We start from the raw sequence: 23,707 nt of genomic DNA on the forward strand, positions 1-23,707 counted from the left end.
ATGTCTACAACAACTCAACCCCTGCAACCTTCCCTGGTGCCTAGGCGCCAACTGCCCCGCTTTGGTTTTCATACCCATTGCGAATTAACGAATGGTCGCGCTGCAATGCTTGGTTTCATTGCTCTGCTAGCTGTTGAGATTTGGTTGGGGCATGGCCTATTGGTTTGGCCCTAAACGCACCACTTTTAGGTCTTGGTCGCCCTGCCCTTGAGCAATGGGTTCAGCAACGGGGGCAGGCGGCTTTTCGAGGCAGACAACTACATGATTGGCTTTACAGCAAAGGTGTTCGAGATCTAGATCAGGTTTCAGTGCTGCCGAAGCAATTTCGGCAGCAATTGTTGGCGGAGCCACCTGCTGATGCGTTTGATTGGATTGGTAGATCCCGGGAGCTGCAACGCAGTGTTGCCCTTGATGGCACTACCAAATTGCTGCTTGCCACCCACGATGGCCTCAGTATTGAAACCGTAGGTATCCCTAATCCAAATCGCTTAACCGTTTGCGTTAGCAGCCAAGTTGGTTGTGCCATGGCCTGCCGTTTTTGCGCCACCGGTAAGGGGGGCTTTCAGCGCTCGCTTGCGTTGCATGAAATTGTTGACCAGGTTTTAAGCGTGCGGGAAGTGATGCAACAGCGCCCAAGCCACGTGGTTTTTATGGGTATGGGAGAACCGCTTCTCAATATCGACGCAGTACTTGCTTCTATTGATTGCCTCTGTAGTGACTTGGGAATGGCCCAGCGTCAGATCACTATCAGCACCGTTGGTGTACCCAAAACCCTGCCAAAACTTGCGGCCCTAGCCCAGGAGCGCCTCGGGCGAACTCAGTTCACCCTAGCGGTTAGTTTGCATGCTCCAGATCAACAGCTAAGGGAGCAATTAATTCCCACTGCCCATGCCTATCCCCTTGAGATTTTATTAGAAGATTGCAAGCAATATGTATTAACAACAGGTAGGCGTTTAAGTTTTGAATACATTCTCTTGGGTGGTTTAAATGATCATCCTGCCCAGGCATTAGCCCTGGCTGATTTGGTGAGTGGCTTTCAGAGCCATGTGAATTTAATTGCCTACAATCCAATTGAAGAAGAAGAATTTCAAAGGCCTAGCCCAGCTGCAGTTGAGGCATTTCGCAGCAACCTCGAAGGCAGGGGGATTGCCGTGAGTGTTCGAGCCAGCCGAGGCCTTGATGCAGATGCAGCCTGCGGTCAGCTAAGGCGCCGATTTGCTACTTCCACATCTGCATAGGTTTAATTCAAATCCTTTGATGGATCAAATGCTCCCCGCGCCTCCCTTTCATGCCAAGGGGCCACAAAGGCGAGCAAAATAAAAGCAGGGATTGAAGCCGCTGCACTGAGGAGAAAGAATTCCGACCAACCCAACCTTTCCGCCAGCAATCCAGCAGGTGCCGATAGTAGTGAACGGCTTAGGGCGTAAATACCGGATAGAAGCGCGTATTGGGTTGCTGAATAGCGGGGATTACATAGGCTCATTAATAGGGCTACAAATACGGCACCAACCATTCCACCGCCAATATTTTCAAAACCAGCAGCGAGCATAAGAGCGAAAATCCCCCCCTTGAATTGTGCGATTGCCCAATAACTTAAATTTCCTGTTGCCCCCACCAAACTAAAAATCCACAGGGATCGATTCATGCCCAGATAACTAAATAAAACACCACCTAATATCGTTCCCAGCATCGTTGCTCCAATTCCCCATGCCCCCTGCACTAATCCAATTGTTGCTTCATCAAACCCATTGAGGCTTAGGAAGGGAATTGCCATTGCATTTAGCAATCCATCCGGCCAGCGGTAAAACAACACCAGCAGCAGCAACACCGGCGCTTTGCTAGAGCCGCTTCTTTTTAAAAATTCCCTGGCTGGGCCAAGCACCGCTTGGCGCAAGCTCACAACCGGTTGGCTTAGGGGCGGAATACTTGGGGCATTAATAGTGAATGGCACCACCAAAAGCATTAGGCCAGCTGCAGCGGCAAAGGCAGCAGGCCAGCCATAGGTGCCCGCCAATAAAAAACCACCAGAACTGATCACTAAGCCGGCAGCTCGATAACCAAGGGAGGCACTTGCCGCTCCAGCGCCCCGCTCCTCCTCTGCTAATAAATCGGTGCGATAGGCATCAATAACGATGTCTTGGCTGGCACTACAAATTGCCAGGATTAAGGCAATTAAGCCAATGGCAGTTAGGGCGCCGGGGTTAGTGCTGGGTTGCAGCAGTGCCATCGATGCAATTACCAGCACCAGCAGTAATTGCATTAAAAGGATCCAACCCCTACGGCGATCGGGCCAGGGAATGGGCCAGCGGTCTAATAAGGGGGCCCAAAACAGCTTCAAGGTGTATGGCAATTCCGCCAGGGGCAATAGGCCAATCAATGGCAGCGGAATATTGCTGGCGGTTAGCCAGCCCTGAAGTAATTTGCTGCCCACCATGTAGGGAGCGCCGCTGGCTACCCCTTCCATCCCCACCGTGATGATCCGCCTGCTGCGGGCGCGATTGTTCATGGGGAGTTACACCAGGGGCAGCGAAGAGGCAACAATAGGGATGTGCTGTTCCGCTGGAAATTAATGGCGTTTTTTAGATCCAAGCTGCTGCCAGCCCTCATAGTGCTGCTATTTTCCGCTGCCCTATTTGCCGTGAGTGCTCGCATTTGGTTGCCTGGTGATATGGCTGCTCCGGCGCCTTTGGGTTGAGTTCCATGACCAACCACGATGAATTAACCCTGGAACTTGCCCTATTAGAGGAGGAATTGGAGGCGGAGGCGGCCCAAGACCCCCTAGATCTGATCAGCGAACTATCGGATCAAACCCAAGACATAGCCGCACAAAGGGAACTGGTAGATCAGGCCCTGGTTGAACTGCAAGGCAACCATGAGCAGCAATTGCAAGGGTTGAAGTTTTTTTGTGAGCACCGTGATCCCCGTGCGCTGCCGTTGCTGCTGCCGTTGCTCGATAGCAGCTGCCCAATTCTGCGGATGAGCGCCGTTTATGCCCTTGGACGTAATCCCCATCCCGAGGCTCTACCGCTATTGCTGCCAAAATTGCAACAAGACAGCAACGGCTTTGTGCGTAAAGCCCTGGCTTGGACCCTCGGAAACTACCCAAGTTTTGAGGTGATTCCAGCCCTGCTAAAGGCCCTGGGCAGCGATATCGCAGCGGTGCGCCTTTGGGCCACGAGTTCGCTTGTAGATAGCAGCTTGAACAACTCAAATCAGCGGGAAGCGGTGGCGCAACAACTGCTTTTAAGCCTGCGCATCGATTCGGAACCAGCTGTGCGCAGCAATAGCGCTTGGGGTTTAGGGAGGCTTCACGCCTATTTGGAGCCTGATTTAGCCTTGTCCCTAGGGGAAGCTCTTGTGGCTGCTTGCATCGATGATGCTGATTCAGGGGTGCGGGATGATGCCCGCAATGCCCTAGAGCAACTGCAAAATCCAGCCCTGCTTTCCCGTTTACAAAACGACTGGGCTTAACGCAGCTGGCAAGTAAAACTAAGTAAACTGATTCAAATCGGTTCTGCCGTGCCCCAGCAAACCATCCGCTTCTGTATTCGCCCAAATGGCGTAGTGGAGGAGCTTGTTGAGGGCGTTCAAGGTGAGGGTTGTTTAGAGCTCACTAGATCGATTGAAGCCAGGTTGGGCACCGTTCAGCGCTGCACCCCCACCTCTAACCACTACCAAACCGCCCCTGCGGAAATCCACCAAAATCAAGCCAGCAATGTCTCACTTCAGCACGATTAAAACTGAATTGCGCGATCCTGTCGCCCTGGTGGCAGCCCTCAAGGATCTAGGCCAAACACCAAGTGAAGCGGCCCAATTACTGCGCGGTTATCAAGGCCAAACCCAAGAGGCAGATCTATGTTGTCCCCAGGCTGATGGTGGCGACATTGGTTTTCGCTGGAATAGCAGTGAAGGCCGTTATGAATTGGTAACTGACCTTGATCTATGGCGTTTACCAATACCCATTGAAAGGTTTATGTCGCAACTAACCCAGCGTTATGCCTTGCACAGCATCCTCAATAGCGCTTCCGCTGAGGGTTTTGTTGTGGGAGAACAACAGTTAAGTGCCGATGGCAGCATCGAGCTGGTAGTTACCCGCTGGCAGGGTTGAAAGCCCCCTGGTTGCTTTGAAAATCGACCCTTCAATTGCCTTTGCAGCGCCGCCACTGGCGGCTCCTGGCCAAGGAAATACAGGTAAAGAACCCCTGCTGGGGGGCAGCTTGCGCCAGGAGGCGATTTGGGTTGATGAAGAGGTTTGTATTGGTTGTAGGTATTGCGCCCATGTGGCATGTAATACCTTTTTGGTGGAGCCAAATCGGGGCAGATCGCGGGTAATACGTCAAAACGGCGACAGCCTTGAACGGGTTCAGGAGGCCATCGACACATGCCCGGTTGATTGCATCCATTGGCTGCCATTTGAGCAACTGCCATCAGCTGAATCCTCCCCCAGCGGAGCTTGATTTGGCCTTTGTTCCCTGCCGTCGTTTTGGCAGAACAGAATTACAGATGCCCCTGTTAAGCCTTGGTGGCATGCGCTTTCAGCAAAGCTGGAGCGATCTTCCAGCGGAAGAAATAACAGTTGAAAGCCAGGTAAATCTGGAATCGATCTTGAAGGCAGCCATTGGGGCTGGCATGCATCACATTGAAACAGCGCGTTTTTATGGCAGCTCAGAATTGCAGCTGGGCAAATTACTAGCTACACATCCAGATCCAAAACGGATTCTGCAAACCAAAATTGCGCCCTATGCAAATAGCAAAGAATTTGAATCAATGCTGGAGCGCAGCTTTGAATTATTGCAAGTGCAACGTCTTGATCTACTAACTTTGCACGGAATTAATCTTCCCGAACATTTAGAGCAATGCTTGCGGCCAGGGGGCTGCTTAGAGATAGTTAAGCGCTGGCAAAGTGATGGCTGCATCGGCCATGTGGGCTTTTCCACCCATGGGCCGCTAGCTTTAATTGAGGCGGCGATTAACAGTGGCTCTTTTGATTACGTTAATATCCATTGGTATTATATTCGCCAAGATAATAGCCCCGCCTTAAGTGCAGCGATTGATCAAGATATGGGTGTTTTTATAATTAGTCCCACCGATAAAGGCGGCCATCTTCATTCACCTTCTGAGCGATTAAAGCAGCTCTGTGAGCCATTGCATCCGATTGTATTTAACGATCTGTTTTGTTTAAGTGATCCGCGGGTTCACACCATCAGCGTTGGTGCTGCCACTGCTGCAGATTTGGATTTACATCTGCAGGCAGTGGGCATGCTTCCCAAGGCCGAAGAATTATTGCCACTGATATCAGCTCGATTGCAAGCTGCCCTGCAGCAAAAGTTGGGTGATACCTGGCTTAACAGCTGGCAGCAGGGGTTGCCCCCATGGCAAGACACCCCAGGGCAGATCAATTTACCGATCCTTTTGTGGCTCCATAACCTGCTGGAGGGATGGGATCTGCAGAGCTATGCCAAAGCTAGATATGGTCTTTTGGGCCAAGCCAACCATTGGTTCCCAGGTTGCAATGCCGATTTTTTCGAGGCGCCAGCCGGCAGTGAAGGGGCAGTAAGCGAAGCGGAATTACTGGCAGCACTGGCTGAAAGCCCCTGGCGGGCAGAGATTCCAGCAATTTTGAGGCACCTAAAACAAGCCCTTGGCGGCAGCGTTTTACAACGACTTGGCTCCTAGGGAGCCGGGCGCAGAGGTTGTTTTGCTGGGATTCCAACGGCCCTTGGAAAGGTAGTTGGGCATGCCGCTACAGGGGTAAGTGGAATTACATGCCGTTGGCCTTTGCCCTCTGGAAGTTCAATGGCCCGTGGTTCCCCAGCTTCTGCCTTGAGCTGGCGTGCAATTTCAACCAATTCGGCTTGATTCGCGGCGCTCCATTGGCCTCGATAAAGCAGGGCAGTGCCGTTAGGAGCGAGCAGCGGCACCAGGTATTCAGCAACCACAGCAGCTGGGGCCACAGCGCGAGCTACCGCCAATTGAAATTGGCCCCTGCAGCTGCGTTCGCGTCCACTTTTTTCGGCCCGCTCGCACCGCAAGCTAAGCCTTTCGCCTAGCCCAAGCTCCTTGGCCATGGCGCCCACGGCCTCAAGTTTGCGACCCACGGAATCCACCAGGGTTAACTGGGCATTGGGAAAGGCAATAGCGATGGCAAGCCCTGGAAAACCGCCGCCAGTGCCCACATCAACCACCGTAAATTTCTGAGCGCAGGTAGCGCTGCTTAGCTCACCTGTTAACCAGGGCTGAAGCGGCCAAAGGCTGTCGAATACTTGACCAATCCAATAGTCGGGCCCCTCCACCAACCTGGTGAGATTTAGCTGTTGGTTCCAATGGCGCAACAACAGCTGCAGCTCCTGCAGTTGTTGCAGCTGTTGGCTGTTGGGCTGCCAAGCCAGCAGGTCCCAGGGGAAATCGTTGCTCAGGGCAGGGCAAGTAGGTTTCCCTAGGATCGCAAGCCATAGAGCCCGATCGGCTTGGTTAACTCCAGCACCACTGCCAATCTTTATGAGCGCCTTGGTGTGGAGGCAGGGGCAAGCCCTGAAGAATTGAGGGCGGCATTCCGGCGGCTTAGCAAACGCTTCCACCCGGATACCACCGAATTAGAACCCGCTGAGGCGAGTGTGCAATTTTGTGCTTTGCAGGAGGCCATAGAGGTTTTGGGTGATCCAGAATTAAGGCGTAAATATGATCTTGTTATAAATAATTCAACCTCGCCTTCTCCCGCCAGCCAAGAAATATTGCTACCGGAGCGGCGGCCACTCTCTGGTGGCGAATGGTTTGCCCTGTTGCTGTTGGCGGGGGCGCTTATTTTTAGTTTGATTATTGGTGTGGGCCTGGCATATCTAAGAAGCAATTAATCTTGAATAGAGGTCATCTTTTTAGGGTTAACGCTGTGGTCGAAGGCTTCTGCGCTGATGGCATCAAGGGCGATGGCTGCCTCCCGCAGGCTAAGCCCTTCCCTATGGGCATGTTGGGCGATTTTTGCTGCCTTGTCGTAGCCGATCACAGGAGCTAAAGCCGTTACTAACATTAGCGATTGATCGCGAAAATGTTCTATTTTACTGATATTTAATTCCATTCCCTCCACCAGGTGCACCCGCAGAGAGTAACAACAGTTGCTAAGTAATTCGCCGCAGCGAATTAAATTAAGCGCTAATAATGGCTTGTATACATTCATTTGTAGGTGGCCGCCACTGCCACCGATAGCCACTGCTTGATCAAGGCCCATCACTTGGGCTGTGGCCATTGCTACGGCTTCGCATTGGGTGGGATTTACTTTTCCCGGCATGATCGAACTGCCGGGTTCATTGGCTGGCAGCAGCAGTTCCCCCAGGCCGGCCCTAGGTCCGCAGGCTAAAAGGCGAATGTCATTAACGATCTTGTGTAAAGCCCCCGCCAAAAGCCTGAGCCGGGTCATTTGCTGAACCAGGCCATCGTGGCTGCCCATTAGGGCAAAGCGATTACCACTGCACTGCCAGCTAACCCCCTCCCATTCGCTAAGTAATTGGCAGGTGGCTTCTGCGAAACCAGCTTTTGCACCTAAACCAGTGCCAACGGCAGTGCCGCCTAGGGGGATTTGGCGCAGCTCTTCAAATCCAGCTTCAATTCTTGCGGCAGCGCTGCGCAATTGGGCCGCCCAACCGCTGATTTCTTGGCCAAAAGTAAGTGGTACTGCATCTTGCAGATGGGTGCGGCCGATCTTCACCACATCGCTCCAAGCGCTTGCCTTTGCTTCAAAACTGGCAGCTAGATCCCCTATGGCCGGCAAAAGTTGGAGCCTCTGCTGGCGCTCGCTAGCGATGTGGATCCCACTGGGAAATACATCGTTAGTGCTTTGGCCTTTGTTCACATGGTCGTTTGGATGCACGCAGCTTTTACTGCCAAGGGGTTGCCCTGCTAATTCGCAGGCGCGATTGGCGATTACCTCATTCAGGTTCATGTTTGTTTGAGTGCCGCTACCGCTCTGCCAAGTGGAGAGGGGAAATTCTTGATCCCACCGGCCCTGCTCCACCTCCATGGCGGCCAGGCTGATCCAGTTGCAGCGCTCGCCATCTAGGAGCCCCAGCTGGGAATTAGCAGCAGCAGCAGCCCTTTTTATGCGGGCGATTGCATGGATTAATGGCAGGGGCATCGGATCTTGCCCAAGCTGAAACATCAACCTCGCCCGTTCGGTTTGGGCACCCCAATAGCGCTCAGCGGGCACCTGCACTTGGCCAAGGCTGTCTGTTTCGAGGCGCCAAGGGCTTGAGGAGTGATCAGTCATGAAGGAATAGGGGAGAAATGGGCACCCTTAATCCATGGGCGCTAGCAATACAGGCAAAGCTAGCTCTTGGGTTTGCTAATGCTTGAGCATCTGCTTCCCCCCCTAAACGACCACAACCTGCCATGGATGGACACTATTCATCCAATAGTTGTGCACTTCGTTATTGCTATGGCATTGATTTCAGTGCTGTTTGATTTTATCGGTGTGGTTACAGGAAGGCGGGCTTTGTTTGAAGTGAGTTGGTGGAATCTGTTATTTGCCACCAGCGCCATCTTTGTGGCGATCATGTTTGGCCAAGTGGAGGCCGGCTTGGCCAACCCCTATGGTGATGCGCGCAACATTTTAAATATCCATAGCACCATAGGCTGGTCTTTGGCGGGGGTTCTATCTGTGCTTACCGGCTGGCGCTATGTATTGAGAGCCAAGGATCCGCTCAGCTTGCCGCTGGCCTTCCTTGGCGCTGATTCTTTATTGGCTGCTTTGGTGGTTGTGCAGGTTTTTCTTGGCGATAAATTGATATGGATATATGGGCTACACACGGTGAAGGTGGTGGAAGCAATGCGGGCGGGGTTGGTGTAATGCAGTTTTTTAATGTGGTGCTGCCATCTGAAAGCCCCTTAAATCAAATTGCAGCCGGCCTAGGGCCCAATGATCTGCCCTATAGCCTGCCGATTCACCCTAATTTAGTTCATCTCACCATTGGCTTATTTGTTATAGCCATTGCGTTCGACTTCGCTGGAGCTTTTTATCCTTTGGAGAAGCGTATTTTTCGCTTCTTGGCATTGCCGGTAACTAGGCCAGGTTTACATGATGTGGGTTGGTATAACCTGCTTGCTTGCGCAGTGATTAGTTTTTTTACAGTTACTGCTGGCTTTTATGAGATGCTCACGGCGGTGCCATTGGCAGGCGTTAAAAGTACCTTTGGCCTCGAAAGTTTTGTAACGATGACCTGGCATGGGGTTGGTGGGGTGTTGATTCTTTTGGTGATCGTACTGATGACTATTTGGAGAGGTTATCAACGCTTTGTTTGGCGCAAAGATATGGGTAGGCAGGTGCAATGGCCCTATTTATTTGCTGGGGTGGTGATGATGGGCGTTTTAGGGCTTCACGGCACCCTTGGTGCTCAGTTAGCTGCTGAGTTTGGCGTTCACATAACCGCAGATCAGCTGCTGGCCGCTGGCGCTGATCTTAAGGAGGCACTGCCATGAATAGCTCCTCATCGCGCATTAATTATTCCGCCTTGGCCTTGGTTAGCGCCTGGACCGGTGTATTGGTGGTATTTAGTTTCTGGATGAGTCGCCAGGCATACCACTGGTTACCTGTTCAAGCTTCAACAGCTGCGCCCCTGGTGGATGGCTTGTTCAGCTTTGAAACCGCCTTGGCAACTTTTGTGTTTTTTGGTGTTATCTCAGTGATGGCTTGGGTTGTGATATTTAATCGGGCTGAGAAATACGACATGAGTGATGCAGAACCAATAGAAGGCAATACCCGCTTGGAAATCATCTGGACGGTTATTCCAGCACTAATTGTTTTTGGCATTGCCTTCTATTCAGTGCGTGTTAATCAAAAGCTTGCAGTGTTAGGGCCGATGGAGCACATCCATCGCGGTGATCCAATTGAAGAGGTTGGTGGTTTCTTGGGGGATCGTCTACCGGCTGAGCAGGTGGAGGTAACTGCTAGGCAATGGTCTTGGCAATTCAACTATCCGGCGGCCAAAGTTAGCTCTACTGAATTACATTTACCTGTTGATAAGCCAGTAACCTTCAGATTGGTTAGTGAAGATGTAATCCATGGATTTTATGTGCCAGCATTTAGATTAAAACAAGACATTATTCCAGGCCGGGCAATCAATTTAAATCTAACCCCCACCCGCGAAGGGCGTTATCGCTTACGCGATTCGATGTATAGCGGCACTTGGTTTTCCACCAATCAAGCCGATGTGGTGGTTGAATCTGAGGCTGAATACAACAGTTGGCTCCAACAAGCTGCCAGCCAACCACTCCAGCCGGGTTTAAGTGATGCGGTGGCTGAATACAAACAACGCCAGGCAGAAGGTGCAAGGGGATGGCCCACCGTTGTGCCAGCTCCCGCCCCGATGGTGAATGTGCCCGGCTCCAATCAACTCCCCCATAACGGTTAAATCATGACCCTCGCTTCCTACGATCCCCGTGTGCTGAAATCAAATGCCCCCGTGCCAGGGGCACCTGATAATTGGAAACGCTTTTTTAGTTTCAATACCGATGCCAAGGTGATTGGTATTCAATACATCACAGTAGCGATATTTTTTCTTCTGATTGGCGGTTTGCTTGCAATGATAATGCGGGGCGAATTAATCACCCCAGAAAATGATTTAGTAGACCGCACTGTGTATAACGGCCTCTACACAATGCATGGAACTATCATGCTGTTTATGTTTATTTTTCCTGTGTTGAATGGTTTAAATAATTTATTGATCCCCACGATGATCGGCGCCCCAGATATGGCTTTCCCAAGGCTTAATGCAGTGGCCTTTTGGTTGGTTCCAATTTTTGGTGTGATTTTAATTTCCAGCTTCCTACTTCCCGGTGGACCGGCTAACTCAGGCTGGTGGTCTTACCCACCTGTGAGTACTCAAAACCCTCTGGGTGATTTGGTTAGCGGCGAGGGGATGTGGCTCACAGCCGTGGCACTTTCGGGCGTTTCCTCGATTATGGGAGCCGTGAATTTTGTTACTACGATCATAAGAATGCGGGCCCCTGGGATGACTTTTTTCCGCATGCCGATATTTATTTGGACGGCCTGGGCGGCCCAATCGCTCCAGTTGATTGGCTTACCGGCCCTCACCGGTGGAGCAATAATGCTTCTATTCGATTTGGTGGTTGGAACAAGCTTCTTTCAGCCTGAGGGTGGCGGAGATCCCGTGCTCTATCAACATTTTTTCTGGTTCTATTCCCACCCAGCCGTTTATGTGATCATTTTGCCTGTATTTGGTATTTTTTCTGAGCTATTCAGTGCCCATTCTCGCAAACCATTGTTTGGCTATGCCTTTGTTGCTTTGGCATCATTTGCGATTGTGTTCTTGGGCTTGATCGTTTGGGTGCACCACTTTTTCCCCAGTGGCGTGCCTGAGTGGATGAGAAATCTTTTCATGGTTACAACCATGTTGATTTCTGTACCAACCGGAGTGAAGGTATTTGCCTGGCTTGCAACCATTTGGGGCGGTAAGTTACGCCTAAATACGCCGATGCTTTTCAGCCTTGGAGGTTTGTTTAATTTTGTTTTTGCTGGGGTAACAGGAATTATGTTGGCCACTGTGCCCATAGATATTCACGTTAATAACACCTACTTTGTTGTTGGGCACTTTCATTATGTAATCTACGGCGCCGCAGTGATGGGCATCTATGCAGCAATATATCATTGGTTCCCTAAGTTTACCGGGCGCATGTATTATGAGGGTTTGGGGAAATTGCACTTCTTCTTAACATTTATTGGAACAAACTTGAATTTCTTTCCAATGCATCCCCTTGGCTTAATGGGAATGCCAAGGCGTGTTTCTTCCTACGACCCTGAGTTTACTTTTTGGAATGTGGTGGCAAGCTTAGGTGGTTTTTTGCTCGGTGTTTCGATAATTCCTTTCCTTATCAATATGATCAGCTCTTGGGTTCGGGGGCCGCAAGCACCCCAAAATCCCTGGAATGCCATTGGTTTGGAATGGCTTTTGCCCTCGCCACCTCCAGCAGAGAATTTTGAAGAAAACGTACCTACTGTTATCAGTGGGCCCTATGGCTACGGCACTGGAAAGCCTCTTGTGGAAAATCAAAGTGCTTACGAAAACCAATCTCTTTTAGAGGCATAAGCAATGGAAAGCACAGGCACCCACCACAATCAAGGCATGCATGCCAACCACAATCTCACTGGATTTATAATTTTTCTCTGTTCGGAAAGTGTAATATTCCTCGCCTTTTTCTCAGGCTATGCCTTGCTTAAGTTGAATGCCCTTGATTGGTTACCCCACGGGGTGGAGGGTTTGGAATGGCAAACACCACTGATTAACACCTTTGTGCTGGTTTCTAGTTCAGGAACTATTTATTTGGCTGAGCGACAGATGGCCCGCCACAATGTTTGGGGTTTTCGTGGTTGGTGGTTGGCAACCATGGCCCTGGGGGGCTATTTCCTCTGGGGGCAAGCGGTGGAATGGAGCGGTTTGAAGTTCGGTTTTACCTCAGGTACATTTGGAGGCACTTTTTACCTGCTCACTGGTTTTCACGGCTTACATGTTTTAACTGGTGTATTGTTGATGGGCTTAATGTTAGGCAAATCATTTATACCTAATAATTACAAAGGCGGGGAACAGGGCATTCAGGCCACCTCCCTGTTTTGGCACTTTGTGGATGTGATTTGGATCATCCTCTTTGTGCTCATATACGTGTGGCAACGTTCTTGAGGAGGCACTCCAATGATCATTGACGACCAGCATTACGACGTGATCATCGTTGGCAGTGGTGCTGCCGGGGGAACCATGGCAGGGGCCCTCGCCTCTAAGGGCCATAGGGTGCTGCTACTTGAGAGGGGGCGCCAGATGGCGCTCGCTGATCAAAACGTTGCTGATGTAGATCTATTTCGCAAGGATCGTTATCACCCAGCTGAGCGTTGGTTTGGCCCAGATGGTGATCCATTTGCCCCTCAAACTATTTATGGCCTAGGCGGCAATACCAAAATTTGGGGTGCTGTGCTTGAGCGGATGCGAGAGAAAGATTTTGAAGAGCTACATTTGCAAACTGGTATTTCCCCAAGCTGGGAACTCAACTATTCAGATTTTGCACCATATTACGAAAAGGCAGAGAAGTTATATCACGTTCATGGGATGGCGGGAGTAGATCCAACTGAGCCGGCGAGAAAGAATGAATTTGTTGGTAAGCCAAAACCATTGGAACCCTTTTTTGAACCTTTGCGTGCTGCCCTCCAGCGCCAGGGAGTTAAACCCTATGATTTACCAATAAGTTGGTCTAATAATCAAGATGATCCCAGTGGAGATTCAGAAGTTTTTGGAGTGGCAACGGCTATTGAAGACCCATCTTTTCATTTAAGGATAGAGGCTAAGGTTACTTGTTTACATGTAAATGCCTCCGGTAATGAAATTAAAGGTGTTGAGGCATTAATTCAAAATCAAGCTTGGCTTTTTCAGGCTAATTTTGTGGTGCTGGCGGCGGGTGCAGTGAATACACCAGCTATTTTGTTGCGATCATCCAGTGATGCCCATCCCCGCGGCTTGAGCAACGGATCGGATCAGGTTGGACGCAATTTAATGAAATTGCAACTTTCATCGATATTGCAATTAGCCGCCGCACCAAATTCCGGTCGCTATCAGCGCTCATTTGGGATTAATGATTATTATTGGGGTGATAAAAATGTTCAATTCCCCCTTGGCCATATTCAAAGTTGTGGTGGGGTTTTGCAGGATGCATTGTTTGCTGAATCACCACCAGTTTTATCATTAGTATCTAAATTATTGCCAAATTTTGGCCTTGAGGAGCTTGCCGCCCGATCGGTTGCCTGGTGGGCGATGAGTGAGGTTTTACCAGATCCCCATAACAAAATCAGCCTTCAGGGTGAGCAGATTCGTCTTAACTACATACCTAATAATCGAGAGGCCCATGACCGTTTGGTTTATCGCTGGATAGACACTCTAAAAGCAATCGAGGCCGACCCTTTAACCCATGTGGTGCGTCAGGCGCCCACCCACCCGAGGGGAGAAGCACCAATAAGTGTGATGGGTTATGCCTGCGGCACCACTCGAATGGGTAGTAATCCCGCAACATCGGTGGTTGATTTACAAGGCAGAAGCCACGAGATTCAAAATTTATATATTATTGACGCAAGCATATTTCCCAGTTGCCCAAGTATTGGACCAGGTTTAACTGTTATTGCCAATGCACTGCGGGTGGCTGAACATCTTGAGGCAGAGCTTTGAATTCCACCATTGGCGATCAGCTTGGATTTAGTTCAGAGCAGCGTCGCATTGCAGAGCGAAATGAAGCTCATCAACAATGGGATCTCTGGGGCAGCTATTTAAGTGATAGGCAATGGGGAACGGTTAGAGAGGATTATTCTGCTGATGGCAATGCATGGAATTCGTTTCCCCATCAACAAGCAAGATCAAGGGCCTATCGCTGGGGAGAGGACGGTTTACTTGGAATTAGCGATCAACATGGCCGGCTATGTTTTGGCATCGCCCTATGGAATGGCCGAGACCCAATCTTAAAGGAAAGACCCTTTGGCCTTGGTAATGGTGAGGGTAACCATGGTGAAGATCTAAAAGATTATTTTTATCATCTACTCAACAGCCCAACCCATAGTTTTATGCGGGGCTTATATAAATACCCGCAAGCTGAATTTCCCTATCAACAATTAATTGAAGAAAATTCAAGGCGCACTAGAGAAGATCCTGAATACGAGCTAATCGATACTGGCATTTTTGCTGAAAATCGCTATTTTGATGTTTTTGTTGATTATGCAAAAGCTAGTCCAACGGATATATTGATACGAATTAAGATTATTAATCGTGGCCCTGATTCTGCGCCTTTAACTGTTTTACCAAGCCTCTGGCTCCGCAATCAATGGTCTTGGGGATATCGTGAGGAATGGCGCCAGCAAAAGCAGATTAAACTTTGCGGCAATTCTATTACTACGGATGATATTCATGAATTAGGTGCCTACCAACTTTCCTGTAACTATCCGGGTGAGTGGATTTTCACCGAAAATGAAACAAATACGGAGCTGTTATTTAATCAGCCGAATGCACAGCCATATGTAAAGGATGCTTTTCATCGCTATGTGGTTGATTCTGATCTGTCTGCCGTAAATCCGGCAAATGTTGGAAGCAAGGCTAGCTTAGTTCTATCAAAACAACTTAATTCTGGTGAGGAGTGGGTTATTAACTTGCGGCTTAGTAATCAAGCCTTAACCGAGCCGTTTTCCAGTTCATTCAACAGCACTTTTGAGTTGCGAGAAAAGGAATGTATTGAATACCTTAATCATGCAGCGGAAGGATTAAAGGCTGATGATGCCCATATATTTAAAGCAGCTGCTAGCGGCTTACTTTGGTGCAAAAAGTTTTACCATTGGAGTGTTATTCGCTGGTTGAGTGGTGATCCTAATCAGCCCGCTCCACCTGAATCACGTAAACATACTGAAAATGCTTATTGGAGCCGTTTGTTTGCTGATGATGTTATTTCAATGCCTGATAGCTGGGAATACCCATATTTTTGTCAATGGGATTTAATGTTCCATTCGGTTGCATTTGCTGTTATTGATCCAGCCATAGCTAAAAAGCAATGCATGCTTTTACGCTCGCCAAATTTCACAGCCCCTAATGCCCAAACCCCAGCCTATGAATGGGCTTTATCTGATCCAAATCCGCCAATTGGGGCATGGGCAGCATTAAGAATTTTTCAAATTGAACGTAGGGAAAGGGAGCATGGCGATTTTGTGTTTCTTCGATCGGCGATGCGCAAGCTTCTTTTAGAATATGGTTGGTGGGCAAATAGAAATGATAGATCTGGCGATAATGTGTTTGAAGGTGGCTTCCTTGGTTTAGACAATATTGCTGTTTTTGATAGGAGATTCCCCTTAGCTGATGGCAGCAGGATTGAGCAATGCGATGGCACTGCTTGGATGGCAATGTTAAGTTTAAACCTCTTGCAAATTGCCGTTGAACTAAGCGTTCAAGAACCTGAGTATGAGGATATTTCTAAACGCTTTGTGTTTGACTTTGCCCAATTAGCCATAACTTTGAATACCCCTTCCATCAGCGGGCGTAGCTATGTTAATTGGGATGAAAAAGATGGTTTTTACTATGATGTAATTAAACGGCCTGATGGCTCTTGGACATATCTAAAAACACGATCTGTGTCTGGGCTTATTCCACTTTTGGCGGTTGCAAGTTTTGATATTGCAACTGTTGAAAGGCTTCCTTGCTTGGATGTACTTCAATCGTTTGAATGGCATTTTTCCGAACGTACTTGCACTACATGGTTGTCGGAAAATCTTGGCACTTGGCATCAAGATAGAACCTTATTCAGCCTTGTGCCAGATGCTAATTTGAGAAGAATTTGTTGGTATTTATTTAACGAAGATGAATTTTTATCTCCCTATGGCATCCGTTCCCTCTCGAAAGTGTATGAAAAATCTCCCTACACTTTTAGGGAAGGTGATCAAGAACAAACCCTTGCCTATAGCCCAGCAGACAGCCCTGTAGCTATGTTTGGAGGTAATTCCAATTGGCGCGGACCTGTGTGGATGCCAATTAATTACCTATTAATTGAGGCCCTGCAGAAATTTGGTCATTATTATGGAGATAGTTTTATGGTTGAATTCCCCACTGGCTCCGGTAATTTCATTACTTTGTGGGATGCATCGTTAGAACTTGAAAAGAGGTTGGCTAGTATCTTTAGGCGAAATGATAAAAATGAGCGTCCTTTTAACGGTGGCAATAGTTTGTTCCAGCACGACCCCTATTGGCGCGATTTGATTCTTTTTAATGAATATTTTCACGGCGACAATGGCTCGGGTGTTGGAGCTAGCCATCAAACTGGTTGGACCGCGATTGTTCTGAAAATGATTACCCAACTAAACCGCTACAACCCCATGTAGTGGTTTCTTTGTGTGGAGCTAATCATGACGAACCATTATGAGGTGGTTATTATTGGCAGTGGTGCTGGCGGAGGCACCCTTGCCCGCTGCTTAGCAGAGGCAGGTAAAAAAGTATTGGTTTTAGAGCGTGGCGATTGGCTGCCTCGCGAGCCCCAAAATTGGGATCCCACTGAGGTATTTCAAAATAACCGCTATGTATCTGTTGACCCCTGGAAGGATCGAAATAATAAACAGTTTCAGCCGGGCAGCCATTATTTTGTGGGTGGTGCAACAAAGCTATATGGCGCAGCTCACTTCAGATTGCGGGAGAGAGATTTTGAGGAGTTAATTCATGTAGATGGAATTTCTCCTGCTTGGCCCCTTCGCTACAACGATTTTGAGCCCTACTACACAAGGGCTGAGGCCATGTACCACGTTCATGGCGAACGGGGTGAAGATCCCACTGAACCAAGGGCCAGTGCTCCCTATCCCTATCCACCCATTAAACATGAGCCGCGCATGCAGCAATTGGTTGATGGTTTTAAAGCTGCTGGATTACATCCCTTCCATGCACCTACCGGGGTGAATCTAGATGAGGCTAATCTGCCATTTAGCGCCTGTGTGAAATGCAATAGGTGCGACGGTTTTCCCTGCCTTCTCCATGCCAAAGGGGATGCTGAGGTTATGGGCATAAGGGCGGGTTTGAGCTTAGCCAACAGTTCTCTAACTCTTCTTACCCGCTGCCATGTATTGAAGTTAATCTCCAATTCTGCCGGCGACACTATCACAGAGGTGCTCGTTGATAGAGACGGGGAAAAGCTAAAATTTAGTGCTGATATTGTTGTTGTTAGTTGCGGTGCTGCTAATTCCGCTAGGTTGCTATTGATGTCTGCAAATGATAAGCACCCCAATGGTTTGGCAAATCGCTCAGACCAGGTGGGTCGCAATTATATGTATCATAATTGCAAGGCAGTTGTTGCTTTGGGTCGGGAGCCAAATGATACCATTTTTCAAAAAACCATAGCCCTTAATGATTGGTATTTTGGCGACAATGATTTTGATTTCCCCATTGGAAATATACAAATGACGGGTAAAACTAATGGTGCAATGATGAAGGGATATAAACCTAAGCTCACAGCCCTTGCTCCCACTTGGTCTATGGATAAGCTGGCTGAAAGATCCCTTGATTTTTGGTTGCAAACTGAAGATTTACCTAGGCCAGATAACCGTGTAACTGTTGATTCAAGCGGTCAAATAACCCTAAGCTATCTGCCTACAAACGATCGGGCTTCAAATGAGTTGATGGTTCGGCTTGAGCGTTTGCTTGATAAACTGTACCAGCAGGATCATTTAGCTGAGAGGCAAATTTATTTTGCTTCTGACATGGCAATAGCTGCTGTTGGCCACCAAGCAGGAACCTGTAGGTTTGGCACCAATCCTGAGGATTCTGTGCTTGATTTGAATTGTAAGGCCCACGACTTAGATAATTTATATGTTGTTGATACAAGTTTTTTCCCTAGTATTGGTGCGGTTAATCCTTCTTTAACAGCTATTGCAAATGCGATCAGGGTTTCTGAGCATTTGGTTGAAAGGCTTGGCTAAGCATTAATCAACTCAACTTGACAAACAAACAATGAATTCCTCCGCCTTCACCCAGTCTGCTGAATACAGCCGGTTGCATAGCTCCTCAGTTGATGCTGTTGATTGGCATCTTTGGGGAACCTATCTTCCCGACCGTCAATGGGGAACGGTGCGTGAATGCTACGCCGAGGATGGGAATGCTTGGAAAGCATTCCCCCATGATCATGCTCGATCGCGCGTTTATCGTTGGGGTGAGGATGGATTATTTGGTTGGACTGATCGTAATTGCCATTTGTGCTTTGCTCCAGCTTTTTGGAATGGTAAGGACCCAATTCTTAAGGAGCGCCTATTTGGTTTAGCAAATCATGAGGGTAACCATGGTGAAGATGTAAAAGAGGCCTACTACCATATTTTAAATACGCCAACCTACAGCTATGCAAAAGCTTTATATGTATACCCAATAAGTGAATATCCTTACAAACAGCTCATAGCGGAAAATGCAAAACTAATTCGCAATGATCATGAATTTGAAATTGAACAAACAGGTGTTTTGAGTAATAATAACGTTTTCCACTGTACCATTGAATATGCAAAAGATTATTTTGATGATACATTCATTCGAATCAGTGTTAGGAATCTTTCCGCTGATCCTGCATACATAGCCGTGTTGCCAACGCTCTGGATCCGTAATTCATGGAAGTGGGGCTATCCAGGCATTAGCAAAAGGAATATAACTGTGAATTCTGATGGCTCTTTGTTTGTACCTGAGTTGTTAGGCCCAGGGGTTCAGCGTTTTTCTCAGGATAAGTTTCCTGCCCATTATTTTTATTGCGACCAACCTAATCAGTGGTTATTTACCGATAATGAAACTAATTGTGAGCTTTTATTTGCAACTGCTGATGGCGAAAAATATACTAAAGACGCATTCCATCGCTATTTGGTTAATGGAGAGAAGCAAGCAGTTAATCCAGCGCTAGAGGGTACAAAGGCTGCAATGATTTGCGAAAATACTATTTCAGCAGGTGATACTTGGGTTATTAATTGTAGATTATCCTCTAAATCTCATGCCAACCCATTTTCTGATTCTTCAATGATTCTTGTGAGAAGAGAGGAGGAGGCACAAGATTTCTACGCATCATATCAAAGAATAAAGAATTTTAAATCAAGTGAAGATCTCAGCTTATTTGCGGCAGCTTCCTCTGGGCTTTTATGGTCTTGTAAGTATTATGAGCTGAATTTATACCGTTGGTTAAAAGGTGATCCAGGTCAGCTAGCCCCCCCTAATTCTCGTTGGCAAAGTGACTATCGTAATTGGAAATATTTGCATGCTCACGATATTTTTGTTATGCCAGATGCCTGGGAATATCCTTACTTTTGCAAGTGGGATTTGATGTTCCATGCTGTTGCCTTTGCTGATTTAGATCCCGTATTTGCTAAGAATCAAAGTGGTATTTTGCGCACATCTCGGTATGTGTCGCCACAGGCGCAGGTTCCGGCCTATGAATGGGCATTTTCTGATGTTGATCCACCGCTTGCTTCATGGGCAACTTGGAGAATTTTTACTATTGATAGAAATCACACGGGTATTCCTGATTATCGATTTCTTGAGGAATCGATAAAAACATTATTGCTTGAATATGGATGGTGGAGTAATCGCAATGCCCGCACTGATTCCGCCTTATTTGATGGTGGATTTCTTGGTTTAGATAATATCTCCCCTTTCGATCGTAGATATCCACTTAGTGATGGCAGCCGTATTGAGCAGGCTGATGGCACAGCTTGGATGGGGTTGCTTACGATTTATATGTTGAAGATAGTAGTTGCCTTAAAGCAACGTGCTATAAATGTGCTCCATAACAGTAGTACTGAATATAGTGGTGAAATGGTTCAACGGCTTGTTATTAGCTTTATGCATTCTGTATCTTCGCTCAATAGTAAGGAAGAGCGTGGCTATTTGAACTGGGATTTCGAAGATGGCTTTTACTATGATCTTTTAAGAAGGCCTGATGGAACGGCTGAATATATCAAAGTGCGATCATTAACTGGAATTATCCCCCTACTAGCTGTGCAATCTTTTGCCAATAGTGATCTGGATGTTGATAAGAATTTAAACATGGATAATGCAATCTTGTCCTATGTGCAAGTTCACGGTATTGATGATTACAGCCTTTCTCTTGCCCATCTTGGATGCTACTCAACTGGTAGATATCTTTTTGCAATGGTTTCCCCCTATCGGCTGAGAAGAGTGTGCAGATGGTTGTTTGATGAATCTGAATTTTTATCTGATTATGGCATACGTAGCCTTTCTAAGTTTCATGAATCAAATCCTTTCTCAATGAATGTTTCGGGGATTACTGCATCACTTAAGTATTCACCTGCTGATAGCCCTGTTGCGATGTTTGGAGGCAATTCAAATTGGCGCGGCCCTGTTTGGATGCCCATCAACTACTTATTAATTGAGGCTCTAAGGGAATATCATCGAGTTTTAGGTGACGACTTTCTTATTGAATACCCCACTTTTTCTGGCTGTAATCTACATCTTGGCCATATAGCGAATGATTTGGAGGCTAGATTGATATCTCTGTTTCAATCTGATGAAGATAAAAAAGCTCCTTTCATTAAGCCAAATTCATACCTGGATAACTTAACTAATACCGAGAATTTATACAATTTCCACGAATATTTTAATGGTGATGATGGCACCGGTGTTGGTGCTAGCCATCAAACCGGATGGACAGCTATGGTAAGGAGAATGCTATTGCATCGCTGGGGATTTGGCGGTGATTAACTATCTTTTATTTATTTCCTTTCACTTTATTCTAGTGTTTCTACCATGAACATCTCATCCGTTTCTGTTCCTGCTGTTGATGGTTCATTGCTTCCAATGAGCAGTTTTTTGGGCTCACCTCTTCTTATAATTAATGTTGCAAGTGAGTGCCGTTACACTGTTCAGTATGAATCATTGCGTCTACTTGATATGCTCTATGGACCCAGGGGGCTAAAGATTCTTGCATTTCCTTGTAATGATTTTGGTGCTCAGGAGCCCAAGAGTGTTGATGAAGTTATGCTATTTCTTGCTTCTACATTTAGATTGAATATTCCGCTCTTTTCAAAGATTAGTTGTGTTGCACCTAATATTCATCCCCTTTTCAAGGTGCTAACCGATGATTCCGCACCAGTGACTTGGAATTTCGAGAAGTTTTTAATTGATAGGCAGGGCTCATTAGTAAAGCGGTTTCCATCTGATGTATGTTTGTCTTCTATTGAAATTCAGCAACTCATAGAGAAATTGGTTGACCCAATTGCATAGGCCGTGTGTAAATTTTTTTAGTAATTTAGTTGAATTACTCGTGATGTACTATTTTTGTTTTTCTTCGCGTAAAGCATAGATAGCCGCCAACAAAACTAAATACAGTTAAAGTGTTGAAGAGCAATGATTGAGCATTTAAATAAGCGATTGATGCTGTACCAACCTTCAGAACTTCACGGAGCATTGATGCTGCATATGCAGTACCAAAAGCTGAGCCTATGAAGCTCACAGCCCATATCACTCCAGAGGCTGAGCCAGTACTTTTTAAAGGAACTGAATCAAGTGCTGAACTATTGTTGGGAGATACAAACAACCCTGCTGCGCTTCCAACCAAGAACATAGCAATACTTAGCTTAACAACTATTTCTTCTATTCCTGTAGCATTACTAGGAGCTTCACTAATGCTCTCAAGTCCTATTAACGCAATACCACCGCATACAAAACCTGATGTTGTTAGCCATCTGGCTCCGTACTTATCACTTAATTTTCCTGCAATTGGGCCAACGATTGCCAAGCCAAAAGCATAAGGCATCATAACAAGGCCACTCTGCAAAGGGCTAAATTTTAAAACTTGTTGCGTGAAAAAAGGTATGGCAAATGTGCATGCAGCTACTATTGAATTATTTAATAGACGGGTGAATGTTCCTCTGGCAAATTCTCCGATCGAAAATAAATGTATGTCAAGAAGCGGTTTTTTCATGCGTAGTTCAGTTTTAACAAACATAACAATTGATATTATTCCAAGAATAAACAATATTATACTTTGCTGTGTAATCGTTTTCCCAGATGATATTTTTACAACTGATAGCATTGTAGCCCCTATCCCAAATGCAGATAGGGCAAAACCAGCAAAATCAAAGCTCTTGTCTGATTTGTCTGCAATAACATTTTGAAGATATTGATCCTTAAGTATAAATAGTCCTATTAGGATTGCTATTATACCAATAGGCACGTTTACATAATAAATAGATCTCCATCCAAAGCTACCGATTAATTGACCACCTAATGTGAAACCAAGGGCATAGCCAATAGAAAATACCGTTCCATTTATTCCCAGTGCAAGCCCATGTTGTTTTAGAGGAAATACTGTTAAAGATATAACATTACTGTTTGCTAACAGAGCAGCCCCACCCATTCCTTGAAGAATGCGCATTAGTATCAAAATTTCTATTGATGGGGCCAGGCCGCAGAATGCAGTGGCTAAGGTGTAGATAAAGAATCCTGTTATAAATATGGTTCTCATTCCATATAAATCTGAGAGTCGTCCTGCAGCTGGTAAGGAAACAGCTACAGATATGAAGAATGCAGATATTACCCATGCCGATGTGCTTGCAGTTGTAATTAAATCCTTAGTTATATTTGGGAGAGCTAGGTTTGATATTGTTGAATCAACCCCAACTAGCAGGATACTCATCTGAACAACTAGCAGCGCATACCATTTGTATTTATCTTTGTCTATGAGGTCAGCCAGAAACTTGGTTCTAAATTGAGTTGGTGCCATAAAAATTTTTTCTTACTCTATCAGAGGCAGCACAAATGCCAACCCCTAGGCAAGGCTATCTCGAGTTATGGCTTATTTTTTGAGAACTGCTAAAATAAATTGCTTTTAACTATTTCCATGTCTGAAGCCTTAAGAATGCACAGGCGTATAACTCGCCTTAACCACATCGCGTTGATGGCTAAACCTGGTGGTCACGATCTAGCTAGGGCATTTTATGTTGATATCCTTGAGATGCAAGAGGTTGTTCTGCCACCCGAGCTTCTCAAGGATTTCGATTTGATGTGGTTCAGATTCTTAGATATGATGATACATTTGAGTTTTACTAATGATTTTGTTGCTTCGCCTGTCGGTAGGCATATTTGTTTAGAGGTTGAAGATGTTCTTGCTTTGAGGAGTAAGTTGGAAACCAGTGGTCATATTGTTGAAGATCAGGTTTTATTGCCAGACC

Annotated in this window: 24 protein-coding genes; 20 read left to right on the forward strand and 4 right to left on the reverse strand. The window is 46.9% G+C overall.

Features of this window, described 5'->3' with window-relative positions:
* A complete protein-coding gene (locus KBY68_RS08210; RefSeq protein ID WP_106499507.1) occupies nucleotides 1-174 on the forward strand; it encodes a CAB/ELIP/HLIP family chlorophyll-binding protein in 174 nt (57 codons plus the stop codon).
* On the forward strand, nucleotides 165-1,238 hold the full coding sequence (gene rlmN, locus KBY68_RS08215; RefSeq protein ID WP_106499508.1) for a dual-specificity RNA methyltransferase RlmN: 1,074 nt from the start codon (nucleotides 165-167) through the stop codon (nucleotides 1,236-1,238). Before KBY68_RS08210 ends, rlmN begins: the two co-directional genes overlap by 10 nt.
* A gap of 2 nt (nucleotides 1,239-1,240) precedes the next feature.
* Here the strand turns inward: rlmN and KBY68_RS08220 are convergent, their stop codons facing one another.
* Nucleotides 1,241-2,506 carry an AmpG family muropeptide MFS transporter gene (locus KBY68_RS08220; protein ID WP_106499509.1) on the reverse strand — a complete coding sequence of 422 codons (1,266 nt, stop codon included), beginning with the start codon at nucleotides 2,504-2,506 and terminating at the stop codon, nucleotides 1,241-1,243.
* A gap of 63 nt (nucleotides 2,507-2,569) precedes the next feature.
* Here KBY68_RS08220 and KBY68_RS08225 point away from each other — a divergent pair, with 63 nt between their 5' ends.
* From KBY68_RS08225 to KBY68_RS08250, 6 genes are read left to right on the forward strand one after another with little or no spacing between them, the layout of a single operon-like run.
* Nucleotides 2,570-2,695, forward strand: a complete 126-nt coding sequence (locus KBY68_RS08225; protein ID WP_255096703.1) for a DUF8624 family small hydrophobic protein — start codon at nucleotides 2,570-2,572, stop codon at nucleotides 2,693-2,695.
* 5 nt (nucleotides 2,696-2,700) lie between these two features.
* Nucleotides 2,701-3,471: a HEAT repeat domain-containing protein gene (locus tag KBY68_RS08230; RefSeq protein WP_106499510.1), complete on the forward strand. Its 771-nt coding sequence runs from the start codon at nucleotides 2,701-2,703 to the stop codon at nucleotides 3,469-3,471.
* Between the two features lie 48 nt (nucleotides 3,472-3,519).
* Nucleotides 3,520-3,738, forward strand: coding sequence for a DUF2997 domain-containing protein (locus tag KBY68_RS08235; protein ID WP_255096704.1), 219 nt, complete (start codon nucleotides 3,520-3,522; stop codon nucleotides 3,736-3,738).
* A complete protein-coding gene (locus KBY68_RS08240) occupies nucleotides 3,716-4,108 on the forward strand; it encodes a DUF1257 domain-containing protein (RefSeq protein WP_255096705.1) in 393 nt (130 codons plus the stop codon). Before KBY68_RS08235 ends, KBY68_RS08240 begins: the two co-directional genes overlap by 23 nt.
* A gap of 34 nt (nucleotides 4,109-4,142) precedes the next feature.
* The gene (locus KBY68_RS08245; protein WP_255096728.1) at nucleotides 4,143-4,457 is read left to right on the forward strand and encodes a ferredoxin; all 315 of its coding nucleotides are present in this window, start codon (nucleotides 4,143-4,145) and stop codon (nucleotides 4,455-4,457) included.
* A 46-nt stretch (nucleotides 4,458-4,503) separates the two neighbouring features.
* Complete coding sequence (locus tag KBY68_RS08250; RefSeq protein ID WP_255096730.1) at nucleotides 4,504-5,676, forward strand: aldo/keto reductase; 1,173 nt, start codon at nucleotides 4,504-4,506, stop codon at nucleotides 5,674-5,676.
* Here KBY68_RS08250 and KBY68_RS08255 read toward each other — a convergent pair.
* On the reverse strand, nucleotides 5,673-6,416 hold the full coding sequence (locus tag KBY68_RS08255; RefSeq protein WP_255096732.1) for a 16S rRNA (guanine(527)-N(7))-methyltransferase RsmG: 744 nt from the start codon (nucleotides 6,414-6,416) through the stop codon (nucleotides 5,673-5,675). The genes KBY68_RS08250 and KBY68_RS08255 overlap by 4 nt on opposite strands.
* Nucleotides 6,417-6,467: 51 nt before the next feature.
* Here KBY68_RS08255 and KBY68_RS08260 point away from each other — a divergent pair, with 51 nt between their 5' ends.
* Nucleotides 6,468-6,851, forward strand: coding sequence for a J domain-containing protein (locus KBY68_RS08260; protein WP_255096706.1), 384 nt, complete (start codon nucleotides 6,468-6,470; stop codon nucleotides 6,849-6,851).
* Here KBY68_RS08260 and KBY68_RS08265 read toward each other — a convergent pair.
* Nucleotides 6,848-8,257, reverse strand: a complete 1,410-nt coding sequence (locus KBY68_RS08265; protein WP_255096707.1) for a class II fumarate hydratase — start codon at nucleotides 8,255-8,257, stop codon at nucleotides 6,848-6,850. The genes KBY68_RS08260 and KBY68_RS08265 overlap by 4 nt on opposite strands.
* A gap of 78 nt (nucleotides 8,258-8,335) precedes the next feature.
* On the opposite strand from KBY68_RS08265, the gene KBY68_RS08270 reads away from it, so the two are divergent.
* From KBY68_RS08270 to KBY68_RS08315, 10 genes are read left to right on the forward strand one after another with little or no spacing between them, the layout of a single operon-like run.
* Nucleotides 8,336-8,836, forward strand: coding sequence for a DUF2231 domain-containing protein (locus KBY68_RS08270; RefSeq protein ID WP_255096709.1), 501 nt, complete (start codon nucleotides 8,336-8,338; stop codon nucleotides 8,834-8,836).
* Complete coding sequence (locus tag KBY68_RS08275) at nucleotides 8,836-9,465, forward strand: DUF2231 domain-containing protein (protein ID WP_106499514.1); 630 nt, start codon at nucleotides 8,836-8,838, stop codon at nucleotides 9,463-9,465. Before KBY68_RS08270 ends, KBY68_RS08275 begins: the two co-directional genes overlap by 1 nt.
* A complete protein-coding gene (locus KBY68_RS08280; protein ID WP_255096710.1) occupies nucleotides 9,462-10,397 on the forward strand; it encodes a cytochrome c oxidase subunit II in 936 nt (311 codons plus the stop codon). Before KBY68_RS08275 ends, KBY68_RS08280 begins: the two co-directional genes overlap by 4 nt.
* Before the next feature lie 3 nt (nucleotides 10,398-10,400).
* A complete protein-coding gene (locus tag KBY68_RS08285; RefSeq protein WP_255096715.1) occupies nucleotides 10,401-12,092 on the forward strand; it encodes a cytochrome c oxidase subunit I in 1,692 nt (563 codons plus the stop codon).
* A gap of 3 nt (nucleotides 12,093-12,095) precedes the next feature.
* Complete coding sequence (locus KBY68_RS08290) at nucleotides 12,096-12,680, forward strand: cytochrome c oxidase subunit 3 (protein ID WP_255096716.1); 585 nt, start codon at nucleotides 12,096-12,098, stop codon at nucleotides 12,678-12,680.
* A 12-nt stretch (nucleotides 12,681-12,692) separates the two neighbouring features.
* Nucleotides 12,693-14,207 (forward strand): GMC oxidoreductase, encoded by a 1,515-nt coding sequence (locus KBY68_RS08295; protein ID WP_255096717.1) that lies wholly within the window; start codon nucleotides 12,693-12,695, stop codon nucleotides 14,205-14,207.
* The gene (locus tag KBY68_RS08300; protein ID WP_255096718.1) at nucleotides 14,204-16,888 is read left to right on the forward strand and encodes an MGH1-like glycoside hydrolase domain-containing protein; all 2,685 of its coding nucleotides are present in this window, start codon (nucleotides 14,204-14,206) and stop codon (nucleotides 16,886-16,888) included. Before KBY68_RS08295 ends, KBY68_RS08300 begins: the two co-directional genes overlap by 4 nt.
* A gap of 24 nt (nucleotides 16,889-16,912) precedes the next feature.
* Nucleotides 16,913-18,469, forward strand: coding sequence for a GMC family oxidoreductase (locus KBY68_RS08305; protein WP_255096719.1), 1,557 nt, complete (start codon nucleotides 16,913-16,915; stop codon nucleotides 18,467-18,469).
* 31 nt (nucleotides 18,470-18,500) lie between these two features.
* Complete coding sequence (locus KBY68_RS08310) at nucleotides 18,501-21,236, forward strand: MGH1-like glycoside hydrolase domain-containing protein (protein ID WP_255096720.1); 2,736 nt, start codon at nucleotides 18,501-18,503, stop codon at nucleotides 21,234-21,236.
* Between the two features lie 45 nt (nucleotides 21,237-21,281).
* Entirely contained in the window at nucleotides 21,282-21,758 is a 477-nt protein-coding gene (locus tag KBY68_RS08315) for a glutathione peroxidase (RefSeq protein ID WP_255096721.1), read from the forward strand.
* A gap of 34 nt (nucleotides 21,759-21,792) precedes the next feature.
* Here KBY68_RS08315 and KBY68_RS08320 read toward each other — a convergent pair whose 3' ends face one another.
* Nucleotides 21,793-23,259, reverse strand: coding sequence for an MFS transporter (locus tag KBY68_RS08320; protein ID WP_255096722.1), 1,467 nt, complete (start codon nucleotides 23,257-23,259; stop codon nucleotides 21,793-21,795).
* Nucleotides 23,260-23,376: 117 nt separating this feature from the next.
* On the opposite strand from KBY68_RS08320, the gene KBY68_RS08325 reads away from it, so the two are divergent.
* Nucleotides 23,377-23,707, forward strand: a 331-nt coding sequence (locus tag KBY68_RS08325; protein ID WP_255096723.1) for a VOC family protein, incomplete at its 3' end; no start/stop codon positions are given.

Source organism: Synechococcus lacustris Maggiore-St4-Slac, assembly GCF_024345595.1.
Lineage (GTDB): Bacteria > Cyanobacteriota > Cyanobacteriia > PCC-6307 > Cyanobiaceae > Synechococcus_D > Synechococcus_D lacustris.

Excerpts from the sequence above, each read along its gene's own strand:
- KBY68_RS08210 (WP_106499507.1), top strand. The coding sequence starts at position 1 with ATGTCTACAACAACTCAACCCCTGCAACCTTCCCTGGTGCCTAGGCGC.
- KBY68_RS08220 (WP_106499509.1), bottom strand. The coding sequence starts at position 2,506 with ATGAACAATCGCGCCCGCAGCAGGCGGATCATCACGGTGGGGATGGAA.
- KBY68_RS08225 (WP_255096703.1), top strand. The coding sequence starts at position 2,570 with ATGGCGTTTTTTAGATCCAAGCTGCTGCCAGCCCTCATAGTGCTGCTA.
- KBY68_RS08230 (WP_106499510.1), top strand. The coding sequence starts at position 2,701 with ATGACCAACCACGATGAATTAACCCTGGAACTTGCCCTATTAGAGGAG.
- KBY68_RS08240 (WP_255096705.1), top strand. The coding sequence starts at position 3,716 with ATGTCTCACTTCAGCACGATTAAAACTGAATTGCGCGATCCTGTCGCC.
- KBY68_RS08250 (WP_255096730.1), top strand. The coding sequence starts at position 4,504 with ATGCCCCTGTTAAGCCTTGGTGGCATGCGCTTTCAGCAAAGCTGGAGC.
- KBY68_RS08265 (WP_255096707.1), bottom strand. The coding sequence starts at position 8,257 with ATGACTGATCACTCCTCAAGCCCTTGGCGCCTCGAAACAGACAGCCTT.
- KBY68_RS08270 (WP_255096709.1), top strand. The coding sequence starts at position 8,336 with ATGCTTGAGCATCTGCTTCCCCCCCTAAACGACCACAACCTGCCATGG.
- KBY68_RS08275 (WP_106499514.1), top strand. The coding sequence starts at position 8,836 with ATGCAGTTTTTTAATGTGGTGCTGCCATCTGAAAGCCCCTTAAATCAA.
- KBY68_RS08280 (WP_255096710.1), top strand. The coding sequence starts at position 9,462 with ATGAATAGCTCCTCATCGCGCATTAATTATTCCGCCTTGGCCTTGGTT.
- KBY68_RS08285 (WP_255096715.1), top strand. The coding sequence starts at position 10,401 with ATGACCCTCGCTTCCTACGATCCCCGTGTGCTGAAATCAAATGCCCCC.
- KBY68_RS08290 (WP_255096716.1), top strand. The coding sequence starts at position 12,096 with ATGGAAAGCACAGGCACCCACCACAATCAAGGCATGCATGCCAACCAC.
- KBY68_RS08295 (WP_255096717.1), top strand. The coding sequence starts at position 12,693 with ATGATCATTGACGACCAGCATTACGACGTGATCATCGTTGGCAGTGGT.
- KBY68_RS08305 (WP_255096719.1), top strand. The coding sequence starts at position 16,913 with ATGACGAACCATTATGAGGTGGTTATTATTGGCAGTGGTGCTGGCGGA.
- KBY68_RS08310 (WP_255096720.1), top strand. The coding sequence starts at position 18,501 with ATGAATTCCTCCGCCTTCACCCAGTCTGCTGAATACAGCCGGTTGCAT.
- KBY68_RS08315 (WP_255096721.1), top strand. The coding sequence starts at position 21,282 with ATGAACATCTCATCCGTTTCTGTTCCTGCTGTTGATGGTTCATTGCTT.
- KBY68_RS08320 (WP_255096722.1), bottom strand. The coding sequence starts at position 23,259 with ATGGCACCAACTCAATTTAGAACCAAGTTTCTGGCTGACCTCATAGAC.